The 22,186-nt window shown below is 34.4% G+C and carries 18 protein-coding genes; 11 read left to right on the top strand and 7 right to left on the bottom strand.

Annotated features, from left to right (window positions below; translation table 11 throughout):
* Nucleotides 1-88 precede the first annotated feature (88 nt).
* Entirely contained in the window at nt 89-2,599 is a 2,511-nt protein-coding gene (locus ACM55H_RS15815) for a cation-translocating P-type ATPase (RefSeq protein WP_416837436.1), read from the bottom strand.
* A 30-nt stretch (nt 2,600-2,629) separates the two neighbouring features.
* Nucleotides 2,630-3,133 carry an SRPBCC family protein gene (locus ACM55H_RS15810; protein ID WP_416837435.1) on the bottom strand — a complete coding sequence of 168 codons (504 nt, stop codon included), beginning with the start codon at nt 3,131-3,133 and terminating at the stop codon, nt 2,630-2,632.
* A gap of 277 nt (nt 3,134-3,410) precedes the next feature.
* Here ACM55H_RS15810 and ACM55H_RS15805 point away from each other — a divergent pair, with 277 nt between their 5' ends.
* Entirely contained in the window at nt 3,411-4,346 is a 936-nt protein-coding gene (locus ACM55H_RS15805) for a nuclear transport factor 2 family protein (RefSeq protein ID WP_416837434.1), read from the top strand.
* Between the two features lie 75 nt (nt 4,347-4,421).
* On the opposite strand, the gene ACM55H_RS15800 is transcribed toward ACM55H_RS15805, so the two are convergent.
* Complete coding sequence (locus tag ACM55H_RS15800) at nt 4,422-5,030, bottom strand: FMN-dependent NADH-azoreductase (RefSeq protein ID WP_416837433.1); 609 nt, start codon at nt 5,028-5,030, stop codon at nt 4,422-4,424.
* A gap of 114 nt (nt 5,031-5,144) precedes the next feature.
* Here ACM55H_RS15800 and ACM55H_RS15795 point away from each other — a divergent pair, with 114 nt between their 5' ends.
* Complete coding sequence (locus ACM55H_RS15795) at nt 5,145-5,498, top strand: winged helix-turn-helix transcriptional regulator (RefSeq protein ID WP_416837432.1); 354 nt, start codon at nt 5,145-5,147, stop codon at nt 5,496-5,498.
* 51 nt (nt 5,499-5,549) lie between these two features.
* Here the strand turns inward: ACM55H_RS15795 and ACM55H_RS15790 are convergent, their stop codons facing one another.
* The 3 genes from ACM55H_RS15790 to ACM55H_RS15780 all read right to left on the bottom strand — a co-directional run bounded on the left by ACM55H_RS15790 (nt 5,550) and on the right by ACM55H_RS15780 (nt 7,693).
* Nucleotides 5,550-6,248, bottom strand: a complete 699-nt coding sequence (locus tag ACM55H_RS15790) for a hypothetical protein (RefSeq protein ID WP_416837431.1) — start codon at nt 6,246-6,248, stop codon at nt 5,550-5,552.
* Between the two features lie 40 nt (nt 6,249-6,288).
* The gene (locus ACM55H_RS15785) at nt 6,289-6,723 is read right to left on the bottom strand and encodes a hypothetical protein (protein ID WP_416837430.1); all 435 of its coding nucleotides are present in this window, start codon (nt 6,721-6,723) and stop codon (nt 6,289-6,291) included.
* Between the two features lie 418 nt (nt 6,724-7,141).
* Complete coding sequence (locus tag ACM55H_RS15780; RefSeq protein WP_416837429.1) at nt 7,142-7,693, bottom strand: YciE/YciF ferroxidase family protein; 552 nt, start codon at nt 7,691-7,693, stop codon at nt 7,142-7,144.
* Between the two features lie 542 nt (nt 7,694-8,235).
* On the opposite strand from ACM55H_RS15780, the gene tgt reads away from it, so the two are divergent.
* The 9 genes from tgt to ACM55H_RS15735 all read left to right on the top strand — a co-directional run bounded on the left by tgt (nt 8,236) and on the right by ACM55H_RS15735 (nt 19,311).
* On the top strand, nt 8,236-9,366 hold the full coding sequence (gene tgt / locus ACM55H_RS15775) for a tRNA guanosine(34) transglycosylase Tgt (RefSeq protein ID WP_416837428.1): 1,131 nt from the start codon (nt 8,236-8,238) through the stop codon (nt 9,364-9,366).
* Nucleotides 9,367-9,462: 96 nt separating this feature from the next.
* Nucleotides 9,463-10,551: an LptF/LptG family permease gene (locus ACM55H_RS15770; protein WP_416837427.1), complete on the top strand. Its 1,089-nt coding sequence runs from the start codon at nt 9,463-9,465 to the stop codon at nt 10,549-10,551.
* Nucleotides 10,538-11,422 carry a DMT family transporter gene (locus ACM55H_RS15765; protein ID WP_416837426.1) on the top strand — a complete coding sequence of 295 codons (885 nt, stop codon included), beginning with the start codon at nt 10,538-10,540 and terminating at the stop codon, nt 11,420-11,422. The genes ACM55H_RS15770 and ACM55H_RS15765 overlap by 14 nt, the downstream gene beginning before the upstream one ends.
* A 156-nt stretch (nt 11,423-11,578) precedes the next feature.
* The gene (locus ACM55H_RS15760) at nt 11,579-13,513 is read left to right on the top strand and encodes an LTA synthase family protein (protein WP_416837425.1); all 1,935 of its coding nucleotides are present in this window, start codon (nt 11,579-11,581) and stop codon (nt 13,511-13,513) included.
* A gap of 19 nt (nt 13,514-13,532) precedes the next feature.
* The gene (locus ACM55H_RS15755; RefSeq protein ID WP_416837424.1) at nt 13,533-14,123 is read left to right on the top strand and encodes a dual specificity protein phosphatase family protein; all 591 of its coding nucleotides are present in this window, start codon (nt 13,533-13,535) and stop codon (nt 14,121-14,123) included.
* 252 nt (nt 14,124-14,375) lie between these two features.
* The gene (locus tag ACM55H_RS15750; RefSeq protein WP_039109212.1) at nt 14,376-15,329 is read left to right on the top strand and encodes an acetyl-CoA carboxylase carboxyltransferase subunit alpha; all 954 of its coding nucleotides are present in this window, start codon (nt 14,376-14,378) and stop codon (nt 15,327-15,329) included.
* 140 nt (nt 15,330-15,469) lie between these two features.
* On the top strand, nt 15,470-17,014 hold the full coding sequence (dnaB, locus tag ACM55H_RS15745) for a replicative DNA helicase (RefSeq protein ID WP_039109213.1): 1,545 nt from the start codon (nt 15,470-15,472) through the stop codon (nt 17,012-17,014).
* An 85-nt stretch (nt 17,015-17,099) separates the two neighbouring features.
* Nucleotides 17,100-18,362, top strand: coding sequence for an asparagine synthetase B (locus ACM55H_RS15740; RefSeq protein WP_416837423.1), 1,263 nt, complete (start codon nt 17,100-17,102; stop codon nt 18,360-18,362).
* Between the two features lie 37 nt (nt 18,363-18,399).
* Nucleotides 18,400-19,311 (top strand): glutaminase, encoded by a 912-nt coding sequence (locus ACM55H_RS15735; protein WP_416837422.1) that lies wholly within the window; start codon nt 18,400-18,402, stop codon nt 19,309-19,311.
* Nucleotides 19,312-19,500: 189 nt separating this feature from the next.
* On the opposite strand, the gene cphA is transcribed toward ACM55H_RS15735, so the two are convergent.
* A complete protein-coding gene (gene cphA / locus ACM55H_RS15730) occupies nt 19,501-22,125 on the bottom strand; it encodes a cyanophycin synthetase (protein WP_416837421.1) in 2,625 nt (874 codons plus the stop codon).
* Between the last annotated feature and the right edge of the window lie 61 nt (nt 22,126-22,186).

Raw genomic sequence — 22,186 nt, 5'->3', positions numbered from 1 at the left:
TTATGTTTTTTAATTAATAGTCAAATAGCGTTTAACTAAATTATGATACAAAAGTAAAGCAAGAATAAGCGTTGCACAGTAACTTTTGTTACACAAGGGGTTTTTTATTTTGGATGCTTCTGTTTTTAAAATATTTTATGGTTTCAAGAATGATAAGGATAACAATTGCTCCTAAAATAGATGGTATAAAATGATTGTAATTCGTTACTTCAAAATTAAAAGTGTGGCGTAACGACGCAATCGAAATAATCAGCAGTAACATTATGATGGCGGTTAAGAGAATGGGAATTGTAACCGGATTTCTTTCGGTTATTACGGAGATAACGTTTCTTGTTTTTGAAATATTGGTCAAAATGATAAAAATATTTCCAAGGAGAAGTGCTGAAAAAACGATAGCTCTTATTTCTCCTTCGGGATATTCTTGGAATTTGGAAAATAAATAAACCGATAAAACCATAGCTAACAATAAAAAGCCTTGCATGACACTCAGTATAATCTTTCTTCCGCCAAAAAATTGTTCGTTAGGATCTCTGGGAGGACGCTTCATAATTCCTTTTTCTTCTTGCTCTGATTCGAATGCAATGGAGCAAACGGGATCATTTATCAATTCCATAAAAACAATATGCAACGGCATCAATAATAATGGAATTGAAGGGAAAAATGCAGGTAGAAAGGTAAGCCCGATTATAGGAATATGAATCGAAAGAACGTACGACATTGCTTTTTGCAGATTATCAAAAATCCTTCTTCCGGAACGTATTGCCGAAACAATGGAAGCGAAGTTATCATCTAATAAAACGAGTGAAGAAGCTTCTCTGGCTACATCGGTTCCTTTATTCCCCATAGCAATACCTATATTGGCCGCTTTCAAGGCAGGCGCATCATTGACTCCGTCGCCTGTCATTGCCACGATTTCGTTATTGGCTTTCAAAGCCTGAACAATTCTTAGTTTTTGTTCAGGAATTACTCGTGCGAAAACATTGGTTTTAGTTATTCTTAATTTTAGTTCCTCATCACTCATTGCAGTTAACTCATCTCCAGTAATAATTTCTTTATTGGCATCAAGACCTATGGATAAAGCAATACTTTTTGCTGTAGCGGGAAAATCGCCGGTTATCATAATGACTTGTATGCCGGCCTCATGACATTCTTTTATGGCTTGCGGGACTTCTGGACGAATAGGGTCTTCTAGACCAATAAGTCCCAGAAAACTAAAGTCAAATTCATGTTGCGAATCTGGAAGTTGTTCCTTGTAATGTACAGCATTTGCAACAGCAATAACCCGATATCCTTGCTCGGCCATTTGTTGTACGGCTGAAAAATGTTTTGTTGTTTCCTCTTCATTCATTTTACAAAGCTTGAAAATAGCTTCCGGGGCACCTTTGGCAGAAACGGATATGGAATTTTCAGTAACATTTTCCGTAACGCGAGTCATGGCGAGTAATTCACGACTCAATGGATATTCTTTTAGGAGTTTATGGTCTGATTTTTTTTGCGAAATTATTGCTGCATGTGTTTTGTAAATCGCCTGTTCCATTGGGTCAATCGCATCTTTTCGAGAGGCATAATGGGCGGCAACAACCAAATTTGAAATCTGATTTTGTTTCTCATGAAAAATACTCTTTAGCACGATTTCCTGACCATCATAAATAGTGGCAATTTCCATTTTGTTTTGGGTAATGGTTCCTGTTTTATCAGTGCATAAAACAGTTGCCGAACCTAATGTTTCAATAGCCGAAGGTTTTCTGGTCAGTACATTTTTTTTGGATAATCGCCAGGCACCTAAAGCTAGAAATACGGTAAGGATAACAGGAAACTCTTCCGGTAAAATGGACATCGCAGCCGCAAGACCGTTCAGTAACGCTTGAATAAAATTCCCTCTTGTAAAATAAAAGGTTGCAATGATACCAATACTGATAAAAATACCAATTAGAAATAGATTCCGAATCAACACTTTCATTTCTTTTTGCAAACGGGTTTCATTTTCCTCAATATTTTGTAAAGAGATTCCAATTTTTCCAAACTGTGTTTTTATTCCGGTTGCAAAAACTTTTGCGAATCCTTTTCCTTGTACCACGAGTGTTCCGCTGAAAACCAATCCATGTGAATCTGAGGTATCGGCTTCTACGCTTTTCGTTACTGCGACTGATTCACCGGTAAGCAATGATTCATCAACGGTAAGATTTATAGTGTCAAGTACTTTTGCATCAGCGGCAATCCGATCACCTTCATTTAATACAATTATATCATCAGGAACCACTTCGCGTCCGGGAATCCGAATTTCTTTTCCATCCCGAATCACTAAAGCGCGTGGCGAGGAAAGTTTTTTGAGTGCTTCCAGTGCTTTTTCGGTTTTCTGATATTGGTAAAAAGTGATAAAAATAATAACGAAAATTGCCGAAAGTAAAATAATGCCTTCTCTGTAATCGCCCAATAAAATATAGAGTACGCCACAGCTGATCAATAAAATGAACATGGGTTCTTTTATGACTTCCAAAGCGATACGCCAAATAGATTTTGGTTTTGCTGATGGCAATTCATTAAAACCAAAAACTTTCAGTTTTTCCTGAGCTTCCGCTGTATTTAATCCTTCAATCATGATGAATGATTTAGTGATATCCTTTCAGAATTATTTTAAACTTTCCGCAAGTTTGTCAAAAGATTCGTTCCAGCTGATATTGGTTAAATCAGTAATTTCTCCTGATGGAATCCCTATATGAATAAGTGTCATTCTTGTTTTGCTTTCATGTTCTTCAAATGAAACCGTTACAAGTAATTCTAACGGTAAACCTTCCATACCATAATATGTACCTGAAACGACATTCCCTTTCTCATCTGCAAATGAATCCGTGTAAACAATTCGCTCCATAGGAACAATTTCAGTGTAAGTTCCCGTGCCCCAAAATTCCTTGCCTTCAGAAGATCGCATGCAATTAAGATATTTGCCTCCAACTTTAAAATCTATTTTACAGACTGGACAAGTAAAATTTTTGGGTCCCCACCATTTCATGAAGCTTTTAGGATCAGTCCAAGCTTTCCAAACAAGCTCTCGGGACGCATCAAATTCTCTTACGATTACGAGTTTTTGTTTGTTGGATTCAGTGGTTGCTGTTGATTGATTCTTTGTTTCCATTTTTATAATTTTTAATTGTTATGTATATAACACATAAAGTTAAATAAAATGTATTCAATAGTCTGTTAATTAAATGTTTATGTGTTGTTTTAGAATTATAAAAAATAAGAATTGTATTTCAAGGGTGTAATTTGATAGTACTGTATGGATAAGGGGCATAAAAAATTTAAAATTAGCAGATTCTTATTTTAAAGGAAGTAAAAAAAGTAGTATAATGTACTGAAAATCAGTATTTTTTGTTAAATTTAATCTCTTATTAACTAAAAATCAATTAAATATGAAAAAATTTTTCTCAATTGTATTGTTGGTCGCTACTTGCATCACTTACGGACAAAAGAAAACTAATGGAACTATTTATGTAGAGCATCCTGCAATTAATGCGGTTGAAGCCATGACCCAAGCATTTGTTAGTGGAGACGCTGACAAAGTAGCTAGCTTTTTGACAGATGATTTTAAATCCTATAATGGTTCAAGTTCTGATAAGGATGATAAGGGACAAGATAAAGCATCATTTTTAAAAGAGGTAAGTTTTTGGAAAGATAATGTTGATTATCTAAGTATTAAAAGATCTCAAGGTGCTTATCCAGATGCTTTAGAATACAAAGAAGCTAATAATAAAGATGTAGTTTGGGTTCAAACGTGGGAAGATTTGAAAGGAGTACATAGCAAAACTGGAGTAAAAATAGATATGCCTTTGCATCGATTGTTTATAGTTGATAAAAACAATAAAATTAAAACAATTATCAGGTATTCTAATAGCAGTATTTTTGATGAAATAGGTAATAGTTTTAATGATAGAGAAAATGGAACCATTTTTAATCATCATGAATATATTAATGACGTTCGAAAAATGATTTATGCTTTTGAGAATAAAGATTTTGATAAAGCCTATAGTTTTTATGATGACAAAGCGATTTTTATGGACATCAATTCCCCTGTAGGGAAGAGTATAACCTTAGCAGAACAAAAAGCAAATGATCAAAAGCTTTTTGATAAATTTGATTTAACCAGTATTGACATGGTTGGATATCCTGACTATTTGCATTATGAAATGGGAGATGCGAGAGTAGTGCAATCGTGGTGGAATTTTAGATTAACCAGAAAATCAGATAAAAAGAAAATTGTTTTACCAATATTTTTCATTGATAATTTTAATGACAAAGGAAAAATAACCTCTGAGATAGCCTATTACAGTGAAAAAATGATGGAATAATAAAGTGAATTTTTAAGTATAATGTCCTAAAATAAGTTGTGTTTTGTACCAGCTTATTTTAGGACATTTTCATTTTTAAAATGCAAATTCAGTTACAATTCCTAATGCTTTGGTTACTGCTGTGTCTTTTATTTCAGGGATAACGGTTCCTTCAACTCTGAAAACAGTAATATCCGTCATGCCCAAAAAGCCCAAAACAGCTCTCAAATAAGTTTCCGTAAAATCAAACGGTTTCATTGGTCCTTCAGAGTAAATACCCCCAGAAGCAATTGCTAAATAGACCTTTTTATTTTTTATTAATCCTTCTGGACCATTTTCTGTATACGTAAAAGTAACGCCTGCTCTAGCTATGTGGTCTATCCAGGATTTTAAAGTAGATGGTATTCCAAAATTGTACAAAGGCACGCTTATCACAATTATATCGGCTTCCATTGTTTCTTTGATTGCTTCATTGGAAATTTTTATAGTTTCTTTATCGTCATCGGTTTGCAAATTTTCGGGTGTGAAAAATGCCGCTAAATGTACTTCATCCAAATGTGGGAAAGGATTTTTTCCTAAATCAAGTGTTTGCAAACTACTGTCGGGATATTGAGTTTGTAATTTTTCTACAATTGAAGTTGATAATTTGCTGCTAAAAGAATTTTCACCTTTAGCACTAGATGTAATATTTAATATTTTCTTCATTTCTTATTATTTTGTTTATAATACAAATGTCAGTATATTTGCTATATAAAAGTATGTACTATACCAAAGTATAGGACTATACTTTTGTATAGTGACTTAAGAAAGCAAATCGAAATGAAAAAAGAAGTAATAAAAACACATAGTACTTGTACAGGTTTAATTCAACCTGTATCAGATGCATTGTATGTATTGAGTGGAAAATGGAAGATTCCTATTTTAATTTCACTAACATTCGGAAATAAACGGTTTGGGCAAATGGCAAAAGAAATACCAAAAATTACCGAAAAGATGTTGTCAAAAGAATTAAGGGAATTGGAATTAAATCAGTTGGTTAAGCGTACTGTTTATGATACGATTCCTGTTGTAGTAGAATATTCTCTAACGGAGTATGGTCATTCTTTGGATAAATTGATTTTTGAACTTGCTACCTGGGGAAGTGAGCATAGAAAACGAATTATTGGAAAATAAATAGTGCTTGTCGTTTGATGATGTTTGTAGTAGCTGTTGGCAGACGTATTTCTATGAAATCCAAGTTTTTTCCATTTTAATTATTTTCCATTTACTGTTTACTTTTTTGATAAAAACTGTACGTCCATATCCACATTCTCTGCCACAAGTAAATCCAACTTCAAGAATTCCATTCTCTTTTTTTAAGTCAAATTTTATTCCCGAAACTCTTAATATTCCTGAAAAATTAAATTTATATTTTTTCTCAAAAATATTTTCTCTATCAAATTCGTTTATATTTTTTAGTTTGAATTTACCATTCAATCTTATATTTTTGTAATTTAGAACGTATTCTTTTGTTTTATTAACTATCAATTTTTTCAAAGTATCTTTTGGAAAATCTTTAGTCACAATTAGTTCATATTCTTTTTCGTAGGGAGAAATTTTTGGTTCAAAAGCTATAATAACTTTTGAAGTGTCTTTTTCTATTTCTGCAACATCTTTTTTCCAATTTTTTAATCTTTGAATTTCTTCCGCTGATGCTTTTGTTGAATCAATTTTTACATATCGACCTTCTTTGTCAAAAAGCATTTTCCCATATGGTGGTGGAGCATTTGAAAATATTCTAATATCAACACAAGTTGAGTCTATTATGCTTGGCAAAATTTCCGTCAAAACTTGTTTGTTAAATTCAATATCATAATCGTTCTTTTTACAATTTGCAAAAAGAAAGATTAAGAAGATGAATGTTGTTTTTTGTAGTTTTATCATAATATGTCTGCCAACGCTGTAGTAGCTGTTACCAGCAGTTTTAATTAAACATCTGTTGTAGTTTCGATGCTATTTTATTATTTATCAATTCATTTTCTTTTAACTTATTATCTCTAAAGCTTTGAAAATTATTAGATTTGGTAATAACATCTCTATCTTCTTTAAAATAAAAATATTCGGAACTGAGTGTTGCATTTATTAAATGCATATTTTCTAAAATTGTTTGAAAACTTTTATGCTCACTTTCCTTAAAGTAGATTTTTAACTCGAAAACATTTCTTCTTAATTCGTTTAAATGAGGAAAAATATATTTATCAATTTCCTTGGAAGTCATTTTTCTTTCGAGTATATCATATATTGGTATGTCTTTCCACATTTGTTGAGTTGTTGCGTAGTTAGAAAAAAAATAATTTACTGATTCTAACCTTTTTTGCTGAAACAAACTGTGATTTATTTCTGTCTTTTTTGATTTCAAATCAAAAAAATTTTTAATCAAAAATCCAATTCCAAATAGAATTAAGGTCGTTTGACTCCAATATGTTGTAAATAGTTCAGTTATCGTCATTTTTTCAAAAATTGCTAGTAATTAGTATATACTACTGACGATATCAGACCTATCACCCCTAAATAGGGTAGATATTTCTTATAAAGGTCAGCTTTTATCTGTTTTCAAATATATAATAATTATCTTATAAATCATCAAAAGAGCTCTTGATTTGTTGAATGCTTTTTGTACTTACATGGGTGTATATTTCAGTGGTTTTGCTGAAAAACACATGATTTAAATTTGAAATTAAATCACAAAAAAAGCCTGCACTCGGCAGGCTCTAGATTAAACGGAAGACAGTAACTAATTACAAATTAGTATCGAAATTACTTTATATTATTTGCTGTTAAATCTGTTCTGAAGCATTAAAATTAATGTTGGATTGAGCGATTTCGTTCAAAGCGGCATCTGCTTTTTTCTGTTCATTTAGCGTCATAGCGAGCAAATTTGCGGCTTTGTTTTCACCAAGATTTTCTGCAAAAGAATGCAGGGCATCATAGGTGGCAATTTCATATTTTTTCAACTTTTGTCCAGCGGCAATAATGCTGGCATCACGCATGGCACCTGTTTCGGCTTGTGCTATTATGCCTTTGCTCTCTTCTATTAATCCTTCTATAGCTTCACTTTTTTTTGCAACAGCTTTAATACCTTTAGATTCAAATATTTCCTCCAAACGGGAAACATGTTGTTTCGTTTCATTTAAATGATTTTGTAAGGTGTTGGCTAATTGTGGTGATGAAGCATTTTCTACCATTTGCGGTAAGGTTTCAATCAATGCTTTTTCTGCTGAGTAAATGTCGTTCAACCCAACTTCAAATAAGTCTTTTAAATCATATGCTGCTTCTGATTTTGCAGCCGCAGCTCCTTCAGCTTGTGGATTTTTATATGTAGTTCCCATGACGGTTGTTTTTTTGAGTGGTATAAAATTGTGCTTAATATCTTATAAATAATAATTTTATTTTTGTTGTATTTCAAAATTCATACACTCCGGTTTATATATAGTAAATGTAGTTAAATTGTTGTCTAAGTGGATGTTAATTAACTAATTATAAATACGAATAGTATGATTTTATCTGAAAATTTAGATTGCAATTACATATATATTGAGGTTTTTAGTGCTATTTACTTCGTTTGATGGCTATCAGCTCTCGGGTTAGATTTAGAGGAAAATGCCAGAGGCTATAGGAGGGAGTCACACCCAAATTCTAAATTTTAGAAGATTCATTAAATTCAAAAAACGATTTGAAAACCCTTGCTAAATGGGAATTCCCAAATGGTAATTAAATGATGTAATTATCTAATTTTTTTCCAAAAAAGTATTTAAATTTTGGTTGTCAGGAATCCCCTTTTTCATTTCATCAGAAGAAAAATATTTTTTTGATGGGGGTTTCAAATTAACCTATCTTTGCCGTCCCGAACGGTCGGGAGAAAAACGTGTTTATGAAGTTTGATTTATTAAAAAAAGATCCGCTGTCCAAAGCCAGAGCGGGAAGTATTACCACTGATCACGGTGTGATTGAAACCCCAATTTTTATGCCTGTAGGGACCGTTGGTTCTGTAAAAGGCGTTCATCAACGTGAATTGAAAGACGATATAAACCCGGATATTATCTTGGGAAATACCTACCATTTATACTTGCGACCACAAACCGAAATTCTGGAGAAAGCGGGTGGTTTGCATAAATTCATGAACTGGGACCGCAATATTTTGACGGATTCTGGTGGCTACCAAGTGTATTCGCTTTCGGCCAATAGAAAAATTAAGGAAGAAGGCGTGAAGTTCAAATCGCATATTGACGGTTCGTACCACTTTTTTACGCCAGAGAATGTGATGGAAATTCAGCGTACCATAGGTGCCGATATTATCATGGCTTTTGATGAGTGTACGCCATATCCATGTGATTATAACTACGCAAAGCGTTCGATGAAAATGACGCACCGCTGGTTAGACCGTTGCATCAATCATTTAGACACACAGCCTTTTAAATACGGATACGAGCAAACGTTTTTTCCAATTGTTCAAGGAAGTTGCTATAAAGATTTACGCCAACAATCGGCAGAATATATTGCGAATTCTAATCAACAAGGAAATGCGATTGGCGGACTTTCAGTAGGGGAACCTGCCGAGGAAATGTATGCCATGACCGAAATAGTTTGTGAAATTCTACCCGAAGACAAACCCCGTTACCTGATGGGCGTGGGAACTCCGATAAATATTCTAGAGAATATTGCCCTTGGAATTGACATGTTTGACTGTGTGATGCCTACGCGTAACGCCAGAAACGGAATGTTGTTTACGGCTAACGGTTCGATTAATATCAAAAACAAAAAGTGGGAAGCTGATTTTTCGCCTATTGACGAAATGGGAATCACATATGTTGATACGGAATATACCAAAGCGTATTTGCGTCACCTTTTTGCTGCCAATGAATACCTGGGGAAACAAATTGCTACCATCCATAATCTTGGATTTTATATGTGGTTGGTTCGTGAGGCCAGAAAACATATCTTAGCGGGAGATTTCAAACCTTGGAAAGAAATGATGGTGAAGAATATGAGCCAACGTTTGTAAATTTGGTTATTTGTTTATTCGGTTATTTGTTTAATCGAATAAACGAGTTACCATTTTACCGAATAACCAAATAAACGAATAACCGATTAAACCTTTATGCTAACAATAATAGACAAGTACATCTTAAAAAGATATTTAGCCACTTTTTCGGTTATGTTGCTGATGTTTATACCTATTGGGATTATTATTGATGTTTCGGAGAAGATTAATTTCATGCTCGAAAATAAAATTCCATTTGTTGAAATTGCGATTTACTATTATAATTTCACGGTTTATTTTGCCAATTCCTTATTCCCGATATTTTTATTTTTATCCATTATTTGGTTTACTTCAAAACTAGCCAACAACACGGAGATTATCGCCATTTTGAGTTCGGGGATTTCTTTTACCCGTTTTTTAAGACCTTACATTATAGGGGCTTCGATGGTTTCTGTTTTTGTATTGTTGATGGGATTTTTTGTGGTTCCTGCTGCCAGCGAAGGATTTAATAATTTCAGGTACACGTATTTGCGTACTGGAGGAAAAGAAGCCATGCGAGGCGACGATACTGATGTGTACCGACAAATCAGCGATACTGAATTTATCTATGTGAACAGCTTTAATACGCTGTCAAAGACTGCTTTTAATTTTTCATTGGAAAAGTTTGATAAAGAGAAACTGATTTATAAAATTTCAGCAAGCAGAATAAAATGGAACCCAAAGAGTAAGACGTACACTATGTATGATTATACGAAAAGAACGGTAGGGGTCAATGGTGATAAAATTGAAAAATTAGCTGAAAAAGAGGCCCGTTTCAGTTTTGATTTAGAGGATTTAGCTCCTGTTGTATATATAGCTGAAACCTTAAGCTTGAATAAACTTATCAACTTTATTGATAAAGAGAAAAAGCGGGGTTCGTCTAATATCAATGTTTATTTAGTGGTTTTATATAAGAAATTTAGTGTTCCGGTTTCGGCATTTATTCTGACCATTATTGCGGTTTCCGTTTCATCCATGAAACGCAGAGGCGGAATGGGAATGAATTTAGCGATAGGAATCGCCTTGGCTTTTGCCTTTGTGTTTTTTGATAAAATCTTTGGTGTATTAGCTGAGAAATCAAGCATTCCTGCCATGCTGGCTGTTTGGTTGCCTAATATGGCTTTTGGGACTTTGGCCATTTATTTATTACGCAATGCAAAACGATAAATTAAAGTCTTACTTAAACCTGCATCTAATTGTTTTTATCTGGGGTTTTACCGCTATTTTAGGAGCTTTAATCACCATAAAACCGGATGCATTGGTGTGGTATCGAATGCTTTTTGCCAGTGTTTTTTTAGGATTGTTTATTGTATTCAAAAAAAAATCATTTAGAATTCCGTTGCAATCATTCTTAAAATTGATTTTCGTTGGGTTATTGATTGCGTTGCATTGGATCTTTTTTTTCAAAGCCATTCATGTTTCCAATGTTTCCATTACACTTTCGGTTTTCTCTTTGGGTGCTTTTTTTGCATCGGTATTAGAGCCTCTTTTTTATGGCAGAAAAGTGTTGTGGTATGAAGTTTTCTTCGGACTCATTATCATTGCAGGATTAGGGTTGATTATGAAAGTAGAAGTCAATTATCTGGATGGAATGCTTTATGCTTTGGCAGCCATTATACTAGGGGTTTTGTTTACCCTTATGAACGGAAAGTTAATTGCAGATCACGATCCATCGGTAATTTCATTTTATGAGTTTCTGGCCGGAGTTTCTTTTATTACGGTTTACTTTTTATTTCAGGATAAATTCTCTTTGGATTTCTTTGTTTTGACATTCAATAATTGGGTTTTAATTTTGATTTTGGCTTCTGTTTGTACTGCTTATGCATTCACCGCTTCTGTAAAAGTGATGCAGAAACTGACTCCTTACACCGTAATGTTGACGACCAATCTAGAGCCGGTTTATGGAATTGTGTTGGCTTATTTTATCCTTGGCGGAAAAGAAAAAATGAGTTTTGAGTTTTACATCGGAGCCATTATAATAGTAATTACCGTAATCTTAAACGGAGTGATTAAGCATTATTATAAAAAGGATATTTAGGATAAATAGCTCTTTAAAAGATGTTTAGTAATTAGAATTAATAGATTATAAAACTGATTTTCAAGATTTGATTCCCTTTTTTGTATAAATTTTAACTGTGGTCAACAGATTAATTGTAATATCTTTGCACTTGTTTTACAATTAATTTACTTTGAAATGCACAAACACTTGCGCTTAAATGAATACAAGGTTCTGATATACAGACTTTCGTTAGCTTATATTTTTTACTTCATAGCTCGAATTCTATTTTATATTTTTAATATTAATTTGTTAAAAGTAGATTCTATTTCAGATTTACTTTCACTTTGTTATTATGGTTTGGCTTTTGATACGACTGCAATTCTATATGTGAATTTGCTGTTTATTGTTTTTTCGATTTTGCCCTTTTGGAAAAACACGAATTCAGGCTATCAAAAATCCCTTTTTTATCTTTATTTTGGGACTAATTTAGTGGCTTATGCGACTAATTTTATTGATTTTATTTATTACAAATACACTTTTGCACGCACTACAATTGTTGTTCTGAACGTATTGAAACATGAAACGAATAAAAAAGTATTGCTTTTTAGTTTTCTATATGACTATTGGTATGTTTTTATCTTATTTGTATTGTTTTCAGCGCTTTGGATTTATTTGTATAAAAAAGTAAGTGTTGCGGTTGCTGTACCGTCTAAAAAACTGCATTATTTTGGATTCTCAACCATTGGATTTTTTGGTATAGTTTTACTTATAATCGGTGGAATTCGTGGTGGTGATTTTAATAAAGCAACGCGACCTATTAACCTTTTGGATGCCAGCAGGCACGTGAAAACTATCGTTCAATCGGATATTGTGCTCAATACGCCTTTTGCCATTATCAGAACGTTGTTTAGCAACAGTTTCCTGAAACCCAATTATCCGGATGTCAACGAACAAGTGATTCTGGAAAAAGTACAGCCTATTAAACAATACCATAATAATCCTGCGACTAAGCCTAATGTGGTGGTGTTTATTCTCGAAAGTTATGGCCGCGAGTACATAGGTGCTTTTAATAAAAATTCAAAAATCCCGAATTATAAAAGCCATGCTCCTTTTCTGGATTCCTTATCGCAGCACAGTTTAATTTTTACAAATGCTTACGCAAATGGACGACAGTCGATTCACGGGATGTCATCCGTTTTAGCGGGAATTCCATCTTTCAAAGATGCCTTTACGTCGTCTCCTTATCCAAAACAGAAAATAGAATCCCTAGTTTCCACTTTAGAAAGTGAAGGCTATAATACTTCATTCTTTCATGGTGCTGCCAATGGTTCTATGGGCTTTTTAGGTTTCGGAAATATATTAGGTTTTGATAATTATTATGGAAGAACGGAGTTCAATGACGATTCTCAATTTGATGGGTTTTGGGGAATTTGGGACGAGCCTTTTCTTCAGTACATGAAAAACACTTTAGACAAAAAGAAGACCCCATTTTTCGCTTCCGTCTTTACAGTTTCGTCTCATGAACCGTATATTATTCCGGAGAAATATAAAAATAGATTTCATGAGGGCGGTGTTCCTATTCATAAATGTGCGGAGTATACGGATTTTGCCCTGAAACGATTTTTTGATGAAGCCAAAAAGAAACCTTGGTTTTCCAATACCATATTCGTTCTGGTTGCAGATCATTGTAACCAAATTTATTATGATGAATATCAAAAAGCGATTAACCATTTTGCGGTCCCTATTATCATTTATAAACCCAATAGTAAGTATGTAGGTGTTGATGATGATTTGGCTCAACAAATTGATATTTACCCAACGATTTTGGATATGATTGGGTATAAGAAACCATTTAGAAGTTGGGGCAGAAGTTTATTGGACAAAAAATCAAGTCAGCCGTTTGTTATTAATTCAACAGGAAACATCTATCAGTTTTCTAAAGGGAATTATATCTGTACCTTTGACGGTAAAACTGCGTTAGGGTTTTATGATAAAAATGATAAAGCATTAAAAAACAATTTGATAAAAAACCGAAATCCTGAAATGAATGAAATTGAGCTTAATTGCAAAGCTTTTATTCAAGATTATATGGATAGAGTAGTGGATAAGAAAATGTATGTTAAACAATAAGTTTTAGTAATTTTACAAGATGAAAAAGAATAAAAAAATAATTGGATTTTCAATCCTTGCAATCGTCTTAATATTGGTGGGAAAGTATGTTTATGACATGAACATCAACCATAATTTTGAAACAATTACCGAAGGAAAAGTGTACAAGTCAGGAGTGATTCCGCCAGATGAGATCGAAAGTTACGTTAAGAAATACCATATAAAATCGATTGTCGATTTGCGTTTTCCAGGAACTGCTGATTTAAAGAATAATCCAGAGATTCCAGCTGAACTTACTGCAGAGCAAGTTGCGGTAGCTAAAATAAAAGGCGTAAATTATTTCAATAATGGTTCAGATCAGGTTCCAAAACAAGAGAATTTAGACCGTTTTTTCAAAATAATGGATAATAAAGACAATTATCCAGTGTTGATTCATTGTTACCATGGTATTGGTCGTGCCGAAATGTATTCTGCATTGTATCGTATTGAATATGAAAATTTCACGAATGAAGAAGCACGTCAAGGCGTAAGAGCATTAATAAAATATAGCTCTTTTGATGACGGAACTCCAAAAGGAGAATACTTAAAAGCCTACAAATCGAGAAAAGAATTAGCAAAAGAAAAGAAGTAATTATAAACTAAGCTTCACTTATATTGTAAGATTGGTTTTGTACTTTTAATTTCAAAAGATAAAAGCAGTTCATTTGTAAGTGCTTTATTTTCATTTGTTAAATAAAAAAATAGCGCTGTTTTATGTTCCTTTTAAGAATGATTTTAACAATTTATAAAGTGTGATAAGACACATAAATATAAAATTTACCTCTTTGAACGATTTAAAATTTTATATTTGCCGTTCCAATTAAAAACAAAACGAAGAAATCCTATGGAATATTTAGATTTTGAGCTTCCAATAAAAGAACTAGAAGAACAGTTAGATAAATGTCTAGTTATTGGTCAAGAATCGGATGTTGATGTTACTAATACTTGTAAGCAAATCAACAAGAAACTAGAAGAAACCAAAAGACATATTTATAAAAACTTGACTGCTTGGCAGCGTGTACAGCTATCAAGACATCCTAGTCGTCCCTACACAATGGATCACGTACGTGCTTTATGTGGCGAAACGTTCCTGGAACTTTTTGGGGACAGAGGTTTCAAAGACGATAAAGCCATGATTGGTGGTTTAGGAAAAATTGACGGGCAATCTTTTATGATTGTAGGTCAACAAAAAGGATTCAATACTAAGACACGTCAGTTTCGAAATTTTGGGATGCCAAATCCGGAAGGATATAGAAAAGCGTTGCGATTGATGAAAATGGCAGAGAAATTTGGCATTCCTGTTTTGACTTTAATCGACACTCCGGGAGCTTATCCAGGATTAGAAGCCGAAGAACGCGGTCAAGGTGAGGCAATTGCCAGAAACATCTTCGAAATGATTTGCCTAAAAGTGCCAATTATTACTGTTATTGTAGGTGAAGGCGCTTCTGGTGGAGCATTAGGAATAGGCGTGGGTGATAAAGTATATATGATGGAAAATACGTGGTATTCTGTTATATCTCCTGAATCATGTTCTTCTATTTTATGGAAAAGCTGGGAATATAAAGAACAAGCTGCCGAAGCATTGAAGTTGACTTCAGCTGACATGAAAAAGCAAAAATTAGTAGATGATATTATCCCTGAACCATTAGGTGGAGCGCATTACGATAGAGAGACGGCTTTCAAAACGGTTGAGCAATATATCATGAAAGGATTCAATGAATTGAAAGACTTATCAACAGAAGAATTAGTTGCCAGAAGAATGGACAAATACAGTAAAATGGGTGAATATAAAGAGTAAAATCTTACAAATTGATATTTAATCCGAAGCCTTACAGTTTCGGATTTTTTTATGGTTATAAACAAAAAATAGTTACTTATGAACAATTATTTGTAACAACTCAATGAAGATATTTTTTTAATTTTTGTTACTTTCGCTCTATGGAAAACTTCAGAAATATTAATCCTGTGAAGGTTGATAAAACTACTATAATAAGCCTTGAAAAAGGAAAATTGCAACCGCAGGTTCTCGATTTAGAAGAGGCTGTGCTTGGCGCCATGATGATTGATAAAAAAGGGGTAGATGATGTAATTGACATTTTACAACCCGATGCTTTTTATAAAGATGCACACAAACATATTTTTGAGGCTATCGTTCAACTGTTTACAGAAACGCAGCCTATTGACTTATTAACCGTTTCTGCCCAACTCAAGAAAAATGCAAAATTAGAGTTGGCTGGAGGAGATTTTTACCTAATTCAGCTTACGCAAAAGATTTCGTCTTCGGCGCACATTGAATTTCATTCCAGGATTATTCTTCAAAAATTTATTCAACGGAGTTTGATTCGGATTTCTACAGAAATTATTGAAGAATCTTACGATGAAACAACGGATGTTTTTGATTTATTAGACAGAGCCGAATCTAAATTATACGAAGTAACGCAAGGAAATATAAAACGGAGTTCTGAAACGGCTCAGAGTTTAGTTTTGCAAGCCAAAAAACGAATCGAGGAAATTGCCGGTCAAGAAGGATTGAGTGGTGTAGCGACAGGTTTTGATAAATTAGATAAAATTACTTCGGGATGGCAACCAAGCGATTTAATTATTATAGCGGCGAGACCAGCAATGGGTAAGACCGCATTTGTATTATCGATGGCACGAAATATGGCAATTGATTTTGGAATGCCTGTTGCCTTATTTTCCCTGGAGATGGCATCGGTTCAGTTGATCACCCGTTTGATTTCTTCTGAAACAGGTTTGTCATCGGAGAAATTGCGTACGGGAAAACTGGAAAAACACGAATGGGAACAATTGAGTACCAAGGTTAAAAATTTAGAAAAAGCTCCTTTGTATATTGATGATACACCGTCGCTCTCTATTTTTGATTTAAGAGCAAAAGCGAGACGTTTGGTTTCACAACATGGTATCCGAATTATTATTGTCGATTATTTGCAATTGATGACTGCCGGTGGAAACGGAAAAGGTGGAGGAAACAGAGAGCAGGAGATTTCTACGATTTCCCGAAACTTAAAAGCATTGGCGAAGGAATTAAATGTTCCTGTAATTGCACTCTCTCAATTATCGCGTGCGGTTGAAACCCGTGGTTCCAGTAAAAGACCATTACTTTCTGACCTTCGTGAATCGGGTGCGATTGAGCAAGATGCCGATATTGTATCGTTTTTATATCGTCCTGAATATTACAAAATTGACGAATGGGATGATGATGAAGCTTCTCCAACTGCAGGTCAGGCGGAAATAATGATAGCAAAACACCGTAATGGTAGTATTGAAAACGTTCGTTTGAAATTTATTGGACATCTGGGTAAATTTGATAACCTGGAAGATTACAGTGGAGGTTATGATGACTTACCGTCAAGTATGAATCAAGATGATAATCCTTTTATTACTAAAAACCTGCCTTCAGCAAATGAAGCTTTTGGAAGTAACTTGAATGACCCGGACGACGACAGTGATGTACCGTTCTAAAATATAAATTTAAATCCGCTGCTACAGCGGATTTTTTTATGATTTTCATCGGCTAAAAACTGTTATCTTTGAAATAAAAACGGTAATGTCTTTCAAGAAGTCACTCTATATTCTACTAATTTTTATTTCCTTTTCGGCGAAAGCTTCTTTTATTTTGTTGCCAATGGATGAAACTACGCAGCAAAATCATCTGAAGGCTTATGGAATTACCTATTGGTGTTTGGATAAAAATTATAAGGCAAGTTGGTTGCTCAATTATAGGGGAGGTTCTTTTTTACTGCCAGATGCCGAAGAAATACGTAAAGAATGTAAGATTCGGGGGGTGAGTTTTGAAATCCTTTCGGATAGTGAGGAAGCCAGAATTCTAGAGGAGATTTCGAGCCCTTCTCAAAATATGGAAACGGTAGTGCTGGAAAAAGCACCCAAAATAGCAGTTTATACACCCAAAGGAAAACAGCCTTGGGATGATGCGGTAACGCTGGTGTTGACTTACGCCGAAATTCCTTTTACACCTATTTATGATGAAGAAGTTTTAAGTGATCAACTGTTACTTTATGATTGGTTGCATTTGCATCATGAAGATTTTACGGGACAATATGGTAAATTTTATGGAGCCTATAAAAATGCGCCTTGGTACATCGAACAAAAGAAAGATGCTGAAGCATTGGCTACAAAATTAGGCTATTCGAAAGTGTCACAAGAAAAGGGGGCTGTGGCCAAAAAAATCAGGGACTTCGTGATTGGTGGTGGATTTATGTTTGCAATGTGTTCAGCAACGGATAGTTTTGATATTGCTTTGGCAGCTGATGGTGTGGATATTTGCGAAGCTATGTTTGATGGTGATGCCAGTGATGCTAATTATCAATCGAAGATGAATTACAATAATTCGTTTGCTTTCAAAGATTTTATTTTAGAAAGAAGACCGGAGCAATATGAATTTTCGGATATTGATATGACTTTGAAAAGAAGAATTCCTATGGATAAAGATTATTTTACCTTAATGGAATTTTCGGCAAAATGGGACCCAATACCGAGTATGTTGTGTCAAAATCATACGCAGTTGGTCAAAGGATTCATGGGACAGACGACTTCTTTTGATGTATCGCTTATAAAATCGAATATTTTGGTGATGGGAACTTGTGAGCTAAATGGTGAAGCGAGATACATTCATGGCGAAAAAGGAAAAGGAATGTTCACTTTTTATGGAGGTCACGATCCCGAAGATTTTCAGCATCAGGTGGGAGATGCGCCCACGGTTCTGGATTTACATCCCAATTCACCTGGTTATCGCTTGATTTTGAATAATGTGTTGTTTCCTGCAGCCAGAAAGAAAAAACAAAAAACCTAACTGAAAGTTTTCAATTTTTTTTTATTAAATTCCTTACATGAACTATAAAACAATTTTGCAAGAAGTATATCAAGAGGCAAAAAAACTTCCAAGTAGTGGCAATGTTTCTACATCAATACCCGAATTAACAAAAGTTGACCCGGATAAATTTGGTATTCATTTGATAAGTATTGAAGGCGAGGACTTTGGAATTGGGGATAGCAACGAAAAATTTTCTATTCAAAGTGTCTCTAAAGCTTTGACTGTAGCTTTGGCATTTTCATTCTTGGATGAAAGAATTTGGGAACGATTAGGAGTTGAACCTTCTGGAAGTGCATTTAATTCACTAGTGCAATTAGAATATGAAAAAGGAATTCCGCGAAATCCATTTATAAATGCAGGAGCAATTGTTATTGCAGATATGCTTGTGACCCATTTGGAAAATCCTAAACAAGATTTTCTGGATTTTATACGAATGATTTCTGGAAGTCCTACTATTGATTTTAATTTAAAAGTAGCACAATCTGAGAAAGACACTCGGTTTAGAAATGCCGCACTGGCTAATTTTTTAAAGTCATTTGGAAATATTACAAATGATGTTGAAGCGGTTTTGGATTTTTATTTCCATCAGTGTTCCATAGAAATGACGTGTAAGGAATTAGCTCATTCTTTTTTCTTTCTTGCTAATGAAGGAAAAACTATATCAGGAATACAAGTTTTAACTAAAAGCCAGGTAAAAAGGCTCAATGCTTTGATGCAAACCTGTGGCTTTTATGATGAGTCAGGTGAGTATACTTATAAGGTAGGATTGCCAGGAAAAAGTGGTATAGGTGGAGGAATCGCAGCTTTATATCCTAAAAATTTTGTTGTTTCTACCTGGAGCCCACGACTTAATGAAAAAGGAAATTCAGATTTAGGTATGAATGCTTTGGAATTATTGACTACAAAAACGGAGATGTCAATTTTCTAAAAATAAAACTATTTTAAGACATATGTTATATAGCGCTGATAGAGCCGATATCCTTTGAGAGTAAGTACAAAGATAAAAGTGAAAGCAGGTAGCTTCTAAATTAAATCATAATTTACGGAGCTAAAAGTTAATAATGAAGCCAAAAAAAAGCTACTTGTTACAGTAGCTTTTATGGTTTGTTCAAAAAAATTAAACGCTTCCGTGTTCGTTTTCTTTATCTAAATATTCTTGTACAATATCGATAGCATTAGTAACCACATCACTTAATGCGGTAATGAAGCTTCCTTCTTCGGCACAATTGATGGCGTGTTTTATGGCTTCGGTTTCTTTAGGAATAATTTCATAAGTAACTATTTTGCCTGAAGTTTTAATCCCATCGAGGATTAAATTAATAATTTCGTCTTCGGTTCTTCCTCTCAGGTATTTTTCTTGACGAATGATAATGTGGTCAAACATTCGAGCTGCTATATTTGCACATTCTCTAATGTCTTCATCACGTCTATCACCAACTCCAGCGATAATTCCTATTTTTTTGGTAGCCTCAACACTTTGTAAATACTCTTCAACTCCTTTGTAACCGGATGCATTGTGAGCAAAATCAATCAATACTTTGAATTTTTTAAACTCAAAAATATTCATGCGACCCGGAGTTTGTGCCGCACTTGGAATAAAAGTCTGCAAGGACAAGCTAATATCTTCGGTTTTAAAACCCCACAAATAACTCGCTAAAGTGGCTGCAAGTACATTGGCAATCATGAATTTTGCTTTTCCGCCCAATGTTAAAGGAACGTGAGTGGCACGTTCGATTCGGATTTTCCATTCGCCTTTTTTGATGGTTATAAAACCGTTTTCATATACGGCAACCGTTTTTCCTTCAGCGCAAAGTTTTTTGATAAAATCACTGTCTTCACTCAAACTAAAATAAGCAACATTGCAATTTAGATCCTGACCGATTTTTATACAATGTTCATCGTCTCCGTTCAAAACTGCCCAGCCGTCTTTCTTGATGCTTTTTACAACTGTGGCTTTAACTCTTGCCAAATCGTCAAGAGAATGAATATCGCTTAAACCCAAATGATCTTCCTGAATATTGGTAATAATTCCAATATCGCAACGGCTGAAACCCAAACCGGAACGAAGGATTCCACCCCGAGCGGTTTCTAAAACTGCGAATTCCACTGTTGGATCTCTCAAAACGTATTCGGCACTAAGTGGTCCGGTAGTATCGCCTTTTTCCATCATGTGATTTTGAATATAAATCCCATCCGATGTGGTGAATCCTACTTTGAAGCCATTATTTTTTACAATATGTGCCAAAAGTCGGGTAGTGGTAGTTTTACCATTCGTTCCCGTCACAGCAATTATAGGAATACGAAAGGATTTACCCGGAGGATATAACATGTCAATAACCGGTGAAGCCACGTTTCTAGGCAATCCTTCAGAAGGAGCTAGGTGCATTCTAAAACCGGGTGCTGCATTGACTTCCAAGATTACACCACCATTTTCTTTTAACGGTTGTGTTAAATTCTCTGCCATTATATCAACACCACATACGTCCAGTCCAATTACTCTTGAAATTCTTTCGGCGAGAAAGATGTTTTCTGGGTGCATCATATCGGTAACATCTACAGAAGTTCCGCCAGTGCTTAAATTTGCAGTAGATTTTAGGAATACTATTTCACCAATTCTAGGAATGGTTTCCAATGTATAGCCTAATTTTTCTAATAAATCTTCGGTATCTCTGTCTACATCTATTTGAGTTAACACATTTTCATGTCCATAACCTCTTCTTGGATCCAGATTGGTTGTGTCAATTAATTGCTGAATGTTGTCAGTTCCATTCCCTATTACGTGAGCTGGAACACGTTTTGCGGCAGCAACTAATTTATTATCAATTACTAATATTCTAAAGTCGAAACCAGTAATAAATTTTTCTACTATAACACGTTTGCCATATTGCTGTGCAAATGCTAAACCTGAAAGCGCATCCTCCCAGTTGGTAACATTAATGGAAGCGCCTTTTCCATGATTTCCATCCAAAGGTTTTAATACAATAGGATAACCAATTTTTTTAATAGTTTCAGCCAAGCCTTCTTCGTCAGTGCAAATGCTTCCATTGGCAACTGGAATTGAAGCCATGTCCAACATTTTTTTGGTAAGTTCTTTGTTACAAGCAATATCTACAGCAATACTACTGGTTTTACAAGTGATTGTTGCTTGAAAACGCATTTGGTTGATTCCATATCCTAACTGAACTAAGGAATTTGTTCCCAATCTTATCCAAGGAATATTTCTGGAAACGGCTTCTTCTACAATACTTCCGGTACTTGGCCCAAGCCGAACACGTTCCCGTATTTCACGCATTTTTTGTAAGTCGGCATTCAAATCGTAATCCGTTCCGGCAATTAACGCTTCGGCAATTGCAACAGAAGATTCTGCAGCAAAAAGACCAACATTTTCTTCGGTATAACTAAAGACTACATTATAAGTTCCTGGAGTTTTGGTTTCTCTGGTTCTACCAAAGCCAGTTTCCATTCCTGCCAAGGATTGAATTTCAAGTGCAATATGTTCAATTACATGTCCCATCCAAGTACCGCGTTCCACTCTGGAAAAAAATCCGCCACTACAACCTTCGGAACAGCGATGTTCAATCATTGTAGGAAACATAGCTTCGATACGTTCTCTAAATCCTTCTATTTTATTAGTTGGAAATTGTTCCATTTCCTCCAAATCCAATCGCATTTGAATTAATTTTTTTCTTTGGATGCTCCAAATATTGGGTCCACGAAGGGCTTGTACTTTAATTATTTTCATAAAACGGGAATGTTATTTTTTGAACTAAAAATGGATGTGTAATGAGTTGATTTTAAATTTG

Origin of the sequence: Flavobacterium cryoconiti (assembly GCF_048158645.1) — a bacterium.
In the GTDB taxonomy this organism is placed as follows: Bacteria; Bacteroidota; Bacteroidia; order Flavobacteriales; family Flavobacteriaceae; genus Flavobacterium; species Flavobacterium cryoconiti.
This window is presented reverse-complemented; position numbering and strand designations above follow the sequence as displayed.